General features: G+C 63.6%; 6 protein-coding genes and 1 pseudogene. All 7 read left to right on the forward strand.

Going from position 1 to position 6,157, the window contains the following annotated elements:
• On the forward strand, positions 1-755 hold a 755-nt coding region (locus EN742_RS20620; protein WP_148670171.1), incomplete at its 5' end, for an aldo/keto reductase.
• Positions 756-914: 159 nt separating this feature from the next.
• Positions 915-1,637: a UMP kinase gene (pyrH, locus tag EN742_RS20625; protein ID WP_126054464.1), complete on the forward strand. Its 723-nt coding sequence runs from the start codon at positions 915-917 to the stop codon at positions 1,635-1,637.
• 121 nt (positions 1,638-1,758) lie between these two features.
• Positions 1,759-2,313: a ribosome recycling factor gene (gene frr / locus EN742_RS20630; protein WP_126054465.1), complete on the forward strand. Its 555-nt coding sequence runs from the start codon at positions 1,759-1,761 to the stop codon at positions 2,311-2,313.
• Positions 2,314-2,334: 21 nt separating this feature from the next.
• Positions 2,335-3,066: pseudogene (locus EN742_RS20635) on the forward strand (isoprenyl transferase); the annotation flags it as partial.
• An 11-nt stretch (positions 3,067-3,077) separates the two neighbouring features.
• Entirely contained in the window at positions 3,078-3,893 is an 816-nt protein-coding gene (locus EN742_RS20640) for a phosphatidate cytidylyltransferase (RefSeq protein ID WP_128333214.1), read from the forward strand.
• 103 nt (positions 3,894-3,996) lie between these two features.
• Positions 3,997-5,139 (forward strand): RIP metalloprotease RseP, encoded by a 1,143-nt coding sequence (rseP, locus tag EN742_RS20645; RefSeq protein ID WP_126054468.1) that lies wholly within the window; start codon positions 3,997-3,999, stop codon positions 5,137-5,139.
• A 218-nt stretch (positions 5,140-5,357) separates the two neighbouring features.
• Positions 5,358-6,157: FtsQ-type POTRA domain-containing protein (locus EN742_RS20650; RefSeq protein WP_128333215.1), on the forward strand; the 800-nt coding region annotated here is incomplete at its 3' end.

Genomic DNA, 6,157 nt, shown 5'->3' on the forward strand with positions numbered 1-6,157 from the left:
CGGACTATATCGACCTCTACCTGCTTCACGTCTGGGACAGGCTGACGCCGGCCGAAGAGGTCATGCGCACGCTGGACGACCTGGTGCGCGCGGGCAAGGTGCGCCATATCGGTCTGTCGGACGTGCCGGCCTGGTATGCCGGCCGCGCCCAGGCGATTGCCGAATTGCGCGGCTACGAGCCAGTTTCGGCCTTGCAGCTCGAATATTCGCTCGCCGAACGTTCGATCGAGCATGAGTTCGTCCCCTTCGGCACGCGTCACGGGGCGGGCATCATGGTCTGGAGCCCGCTGGCCAGCGGCTTGCTCAGCGGCAAGTATCGGCCGGCGCAGGCCGGAAATGCCGGCCGGCTCGATGGGTTCCGCAACACCACCCATCCGGGGTTCCAGAAATTCACCGAGCGCAACTGGAAGATCGTGGCGGAGCTCGAAAAGGTTGCCGCCGAACTCGGCCGCAGCATGCCCCAGGTCGCGCTCAACTGGGTGGCGACGCAGCCGGGCGTCGCCACGGTCATTCTCGGCGCGACCAAGCTTGCCCAACTACAGGACAATATCGGGGCGCTGGATTTTTCAATTCCAGCCGCGCTTCGCGAAAGACTGGAGGTAGTCAGCAGATCCCCGGCGCCATTCCCCCATTCCTATTTCGGCTTCGAGATCCAGGGCCGGGTCACCGGCGGCGCCACGACTGGCGACAAGCCGGCCGGCTATGCGCAGCCGGTGCTCATCGAGGGCGAAGCCGTCAGCGTTGCCAGCGACTGATTGGCGCAAGCCGGAGAGGCGGGCATTGCGCAGGGGCGCCGCGTGACATCGCGGCGCCCTTCGTGTATCGGAACTCGCATCGCGCCGGTGTTTTTGGGCGCGGCGCCTGCGCGAGGGCGGCCACCCCAGGCGCTTCACACGCACAATGACGAGGATCAGATGACGGCGAAGCCCCTCTACCGACGTGTCTTGCTGAAAGCGTCGGGCGAAGCGTTGATGGGGGAGCAGCATTTCGGCATCGATGTCTCGGTCGTTGACCGCATCGCGGCCGACATTGCCGAGGCCCGCGCGATGGGCATCGAGGTCGGCGTCGTCATCGGCGGCGGCAACATTTTCCGAGGCGTGGCGGTTGCGTCCAAGGGCGGCGACCGCGTCACCGGCGATCACATGGGCATGCTTGCCACCGTCATCAACTCGCTGGCGCTGCGCACCTCGCTGAACAAGATCGGCGTCGATGCCGTAGTGCTGTCGGCGATCGCCATGCCGGAGCTTTGCGAGAGCTTCTCCCAGCGCCAGGCCACCGCCTACATGAACCAGGGCAAGGTGGTCATCTTCGCCGGCGGTACCGGCAATCCGTTCTTCACCACCGATTCGGCAGCAGCGCTCCGCGCCGCCGAGATTGGCGCCGATGCGCTGTTCAAGGGCACCCAGGTCGACGGCGTCTATTCCGCCGATCCGAAGAAAGACCCGAACGCGACCCGCTTCGAACGCATAAGCCATGCGGAAGTGATCAAACGCGGGCTTTCGATCATGGATACGGCAGCGATTGCACTTGCGCGCGAAAACAACATTCCGATAATCGTCTATTCGATCCACGAAAAGGGTGGTTTTGGCGAGATTCTGAGGGGCGGCGGCCGGTGTACGGTCGTTGCGGACGATTGATCCGGAGCCGATGCCGATCCGGAAGCCCGCTATGAAGCGGCAGGCGGTATCGGAACAAGGCTCGAGCACGGGGCTGTTGCCCTGAAACAGTGAACCCGGCAAACGGGTCGAGGAGACAATGATGAGTGGTGAGTTCGACGACCTCAAGCGGCGCATGGACGGGGCGATCGCCGCGTTCCGGCATGACCTGGCTTCGCTGCGCACCGGCCGCGCGTCCAGCAACCTGCTCGACGCAATTCAGGTCCAGGCCTACGGCACGACGATGCCGATCAACCAGGTGGCGAACGTGTCCGTGCCGGAGCCGCGCATGCTTTCGGTGTCGGTCTGGGACAAGGCGATGGTCGGCGCCGTCGACCGCGCCATCCGCGAATCCAACCTCGGCTTCAACCCCATCGTCGACGGCACCAATCTGAGGATCCCGCTGCCCGAACTCAACGAGCAGCGCCGCAAGGAACTGGTCAAGATCTCGCACGGCTATGCCGAGAACGCCCGCGTCGCTGTCCGCCATGTCCGGCGCGACGGCATGGATTTCCTCAAGAAGGCCGAAAAGGACGGCCTCATCGGCGAGGACGATCACCGCAAGCGTTCGGATCAGGTGCAGAAACTGACCGACGAGATGATCAGCACCATCGACCATCTGCTTTCCGATAAGGAAGCTGAAATCATGCAGGTTTAGGGTTCGGCTCTCCACCGGCCCGAAAGCGAGACCATGGCAACGCCCGCGCATGTCGCGATCATCATGGATGGAAACGGACGCTGGGCCAAGGCGCGCGGCATGCCGCGGCTTGCCGGCCATCGCGCGGGCGTCGAGGCCTTGCGCAAGACAGTGCGCGCCGCGCCCGACCTCGGCGTCTCGTTCCTGACAGTATACGCCTTCTCGTCGGAAAACTGGTCGCGGCCGAAATCCGAGGTCAGCGACCTGATGGGCCTGTTGAAACTGTTTATCCGTCGCGACCTTGCCGAACTGCATCAGAACGGCGTGCGAGTGCGAATCGTCGGCGACAGGGCGGGGCTGCAGCCTGATATCAGGGGCCTGCTGCAGGAAGCCGAATCGCTCACCGCTGGCAACAAGGCGCTGACGCTGGTCATTGCCTTCAACTATGGCGGGCGCGACGAGATCGTGCGCGCGGCGCGCAAGCTTGCCGCGGCTGCCGGGCGCGGCGAAATCACCGCCGAGGCTATCACGGCGGAGGCCTTTGCCGGCGCGCTCGACACCGATGGCATTCCCGACCCGGAGCTGGTCATCCGCACAAGCGGCGAGCTCAGGTTGTCGAATTTCCTTCTCTGGCAGGCGGCCTACAGCGAGCTTGTGTTCCTGCCTTGCTACTGGCCCGATTTCAGCCGGGAACACCTGGCCGACGCGCTGCGCGACTTCGCAAGCCGCGAGCGCCGTTTCGGCGGGCTTGCCGCCCAAGACGTCGCTTCGTGAGCGGCGGCCAGATGAGCAATCTCCAGCTGCGTGTGATTTCGGCGCTCGTGCTGGCCGCCGTCACCCTCGGACTCACCTGGCTCGGCGGCATGCCGTTCCGCTTGCTCTGCAGCTTCATCGCCTGCACCATCTTCTACGAATGGTCGCGCATGTCGCGCCCGACAACCGGCGGCGCCCTGGGCTTTCTGCCGGAAGCGCTGCTGCTGGCCTTCATCGGCTTCCTGATAGCCGGCGTGCCGGCATCCTGGCTGCTCTCGCTCGTCGTGGTCATAGTTGTGGTCACGGCCGCCAGCACTCAAATGCGCGGGGCGACGCAATGGGACGCCGCCGGGCTGGCCTATGCGTCTCTCTCCGGCCTGTCGCTGGCGATGCTGCGCGACGGCGACCATTCCGGCCTGATTGCGATCCTCTTCCTGTTCGCCGTCGTCTGGGCGACCGACATAGCGGCCTATTTCGTCGGTCGCGCCGTTGGCGGCCCGAAGCTGGCGCCGTCGATCTCGCCCGGCAAGACGCAGAGCGGGGCGTTGGGCGGCGCCGTCGGCGGCGTCGTGGCCGGTGTGCTTTTGGCCTCGGCGACCGGAGTCGGCAATCTCGGAACACTCGGCCTCGTGGCACTCGCCCTGTCGGTGGTGGCGCAGGCAGGTGACCTTTTCGAATCCTGGGTCAAGCGCCGCCACGGCCAGAAGGACTCCGGCAACCTGATCCCTGGCCATGGCGGCGTCATGGACAGGGTGGACGGGCTTGTCGCGGCGGCTCTGGCCCTGTACGTCATCGGCTGGATCTCGGCGGGCGCCGATCATCCGGCGCAGGGGCTGTTTCCGATTTGAACCGCATGCCGCAGGGCGAAGAACAGGCAGCGCCACGGATTCGCCCGGATTGATGTCACAGTCGCGGCACGGCCTGCGTCGCGCACGGTTTTGAGGACACGACTTGAACGAGATTCTTCACGCGTTGTTCAGCACGGAAGGCTTCGTCCTCGGCACGCTGGTGCCGTTCCTGTTCGTGCTGACCGTGGTGGTCTTCGTGCACGAAATGGGCCACTACCTCATCGGCCGCTTGTGCGGCATCGGCGTCAAGGCCTTTTCGATCGGCTTCGGCCCCGAGCTCATCGGCTTCAACGACAGCCACGGCACACGCTGGAAGCTCTGCGCCATACCGCTTGGCGGCTATGTCAAATTCGTCGGCGACATGAATGCCACGTCGAGCCAGCCGAGCGCCGAGGACCTGGAGGCGCTGAGTGATTCGGAGCGCGAGGTCGCGTTCCATACCCAGCCGATCTGGAAACGCGCCGCGACAGTGGTGGCCGGGCCGCTGTTCAATTTCCTGCTGACCATAGTCGTCTTTGCCGTGCTGTTTTCCGTCTATGGCCGCCCGGTGCTGGACCCAATGGTGGCCCAGGTCACCGCTGGCAGCCCCGCCGACAAGGCAGGCATCCAGCCGGGTGACCGATTCGTCAGAGTCGACGGCAGCACGGTCGAGACCTTCGCTGACGTCCAGCGCCTCGTTCAGGGCCGCGCCGGCGATGCCATCGCCTTCACCATGCTGCGCGATGGCAAGGAGATTACGCTCACAGCGACCCCTGTGCCGATGGAACAGCAGGATGCGCTGGGCAACAAGATCAAGGTGGCCGTGATCGGCGTCGTCAACAGCACCGAACTCGGCCAGGCGCGCATTGTCACCTACAATCCCGTCGGTGCCGTGGGCGCGGCCATCGAGGAGACCGGGCACGTCATCCAGCGCACGGGGCAGTTTCTGCAGCGTTTCGTTGTCGGCCGCGAGGACAAATGCCAGCTTGGGGGACCGATCAAGATCGCCAAAATGTCGGGTCAGGCGGCGAAACTCGGCTTCGAATGGCTGGTGCAGCTTGTTGCATTCCTGTCAGTCGGAATAGGAATTCTCAATCTTCTGCCGATTCCCCCCCTCGACGGCGGCCACCTCTTGTTCTACGGCGTGGAGGCCGTCTTCCGTCGGCCGGTATCGGAGCGGATGATGGAAATGGCCTACCGGACCGGACTGCTTCTGGTGTTGGGCTTTATGGGCTTCGTGTTCTGGAACGATCTGTTTGGGTGCTGAAATCATGAAGAAATTTGGCTTCGGCAGCCGCAATGTTGAGACGCCGTTTACCATGCACAGGGGTAGGCGTGACGCGAAAGCCACGCACCAGGGTTAAGTAATTACAAATTAACCAGAAGCCTTGCGTGTAGGGAAAATCCGGTTAATACGGTAGGGGAAAATTACCGCACGTCCGGTTTTCTCGCCGTGGGGACTACGAGAAAAGGTACAAAAGCCCGATGAAGGCAGCATCCAAGTTTATGAGCGCCGCGTCCGCGGTGGCTTTGTCCGCCGCTCTGGTTGTGCCAGGCGCGCTCGCAGTGCAGTTTGTTGCCACATCGGTAGCCGAAGCCGCAGTCGTCTCGAGAGTGGAGGTCAGCGGCAACCAGCGCGTCGATGCCGACACCATCCGCAACTACATCACGATCAAGCCTGGCAAGGCGTTCTCCAGCTCCGATATCGATGATGCGGTCAAGGCGCTGTTCGGCACCGGCCTGTTCTCGGATGTGCAGATCAACCAGGTCGGCTCGACCCTCGTCGTCAAGGTTTCCGAATACAAGGTCGTGAATCAGGTCCTGTTCCAGGGCAACAAAAAGCTCAAGGACAACGCTCTGCAAGCCGCGGTCCAGCTCAAGCCGCGCGCGACCTTCTCGCAGCAGACGCTTGATTCCGACGTCGAGGCGGTCAAGGCCGCCTACCGGCGCATCGGTCGCGACGATGCGGCGGTGACCACGCAAATCATGGAACTCGGCGACAACCGCGTGAATGTCGTCTTCAACATCAACGAAGGTGGCCGCACCCAGATCGCCGCGATCAATTTCGTCGGCAACAGTGCCTATTCCAGCCGCCGTCTGTCCGACGTGATCAACACCAAGCGTTCGTCCTGGCTCTCCTTCGTGCTGCGCGACGACGTCTATGACGAGGACAAGCTGCGCGCCGATCAGGAGTTGCTGCGCCGCTTCTACTACAATCACGGCTATGCCGATTTCCAGGTGGTCTCGGCGGTCGGCGAGCTCGATGACACCACCAACAAATTCAC

Source organism: Mesorhizobium sp. M4A.F.Ca.ET.020.02.1.1 (assembly GCF_004022645.1).
GTDB lineage: Bacteria > Pseudomonadota > Alphaproteobacteria > Rhizobiales > Rhizobiaceae > Mesorhizobium.

Excerpts from the sequence above, each read along its gene's own strand:
- pyrH (WP_126054464.1), top strand. The coding sequence starts at position 915 with ATGACGGCGAAGCCCCTCTACCGACGTGTCTTGCTGAAAGCGTCGGGC.
- frr (WP_126054465.1), top strand. The coding sequence starts at position 1,759 with ATGAGTGGTGAGTTCGACGACCTCAAGCGGCGCATGGACGGGGCGATC.
- EN742_RS20640 (WP_128333214.1), top strand. The coding sequence starts at position 3,078 with ATGAGCAATCTCCAGCTGCGTGTGATTTCGGCGCTCGTGCTGGCCGCC.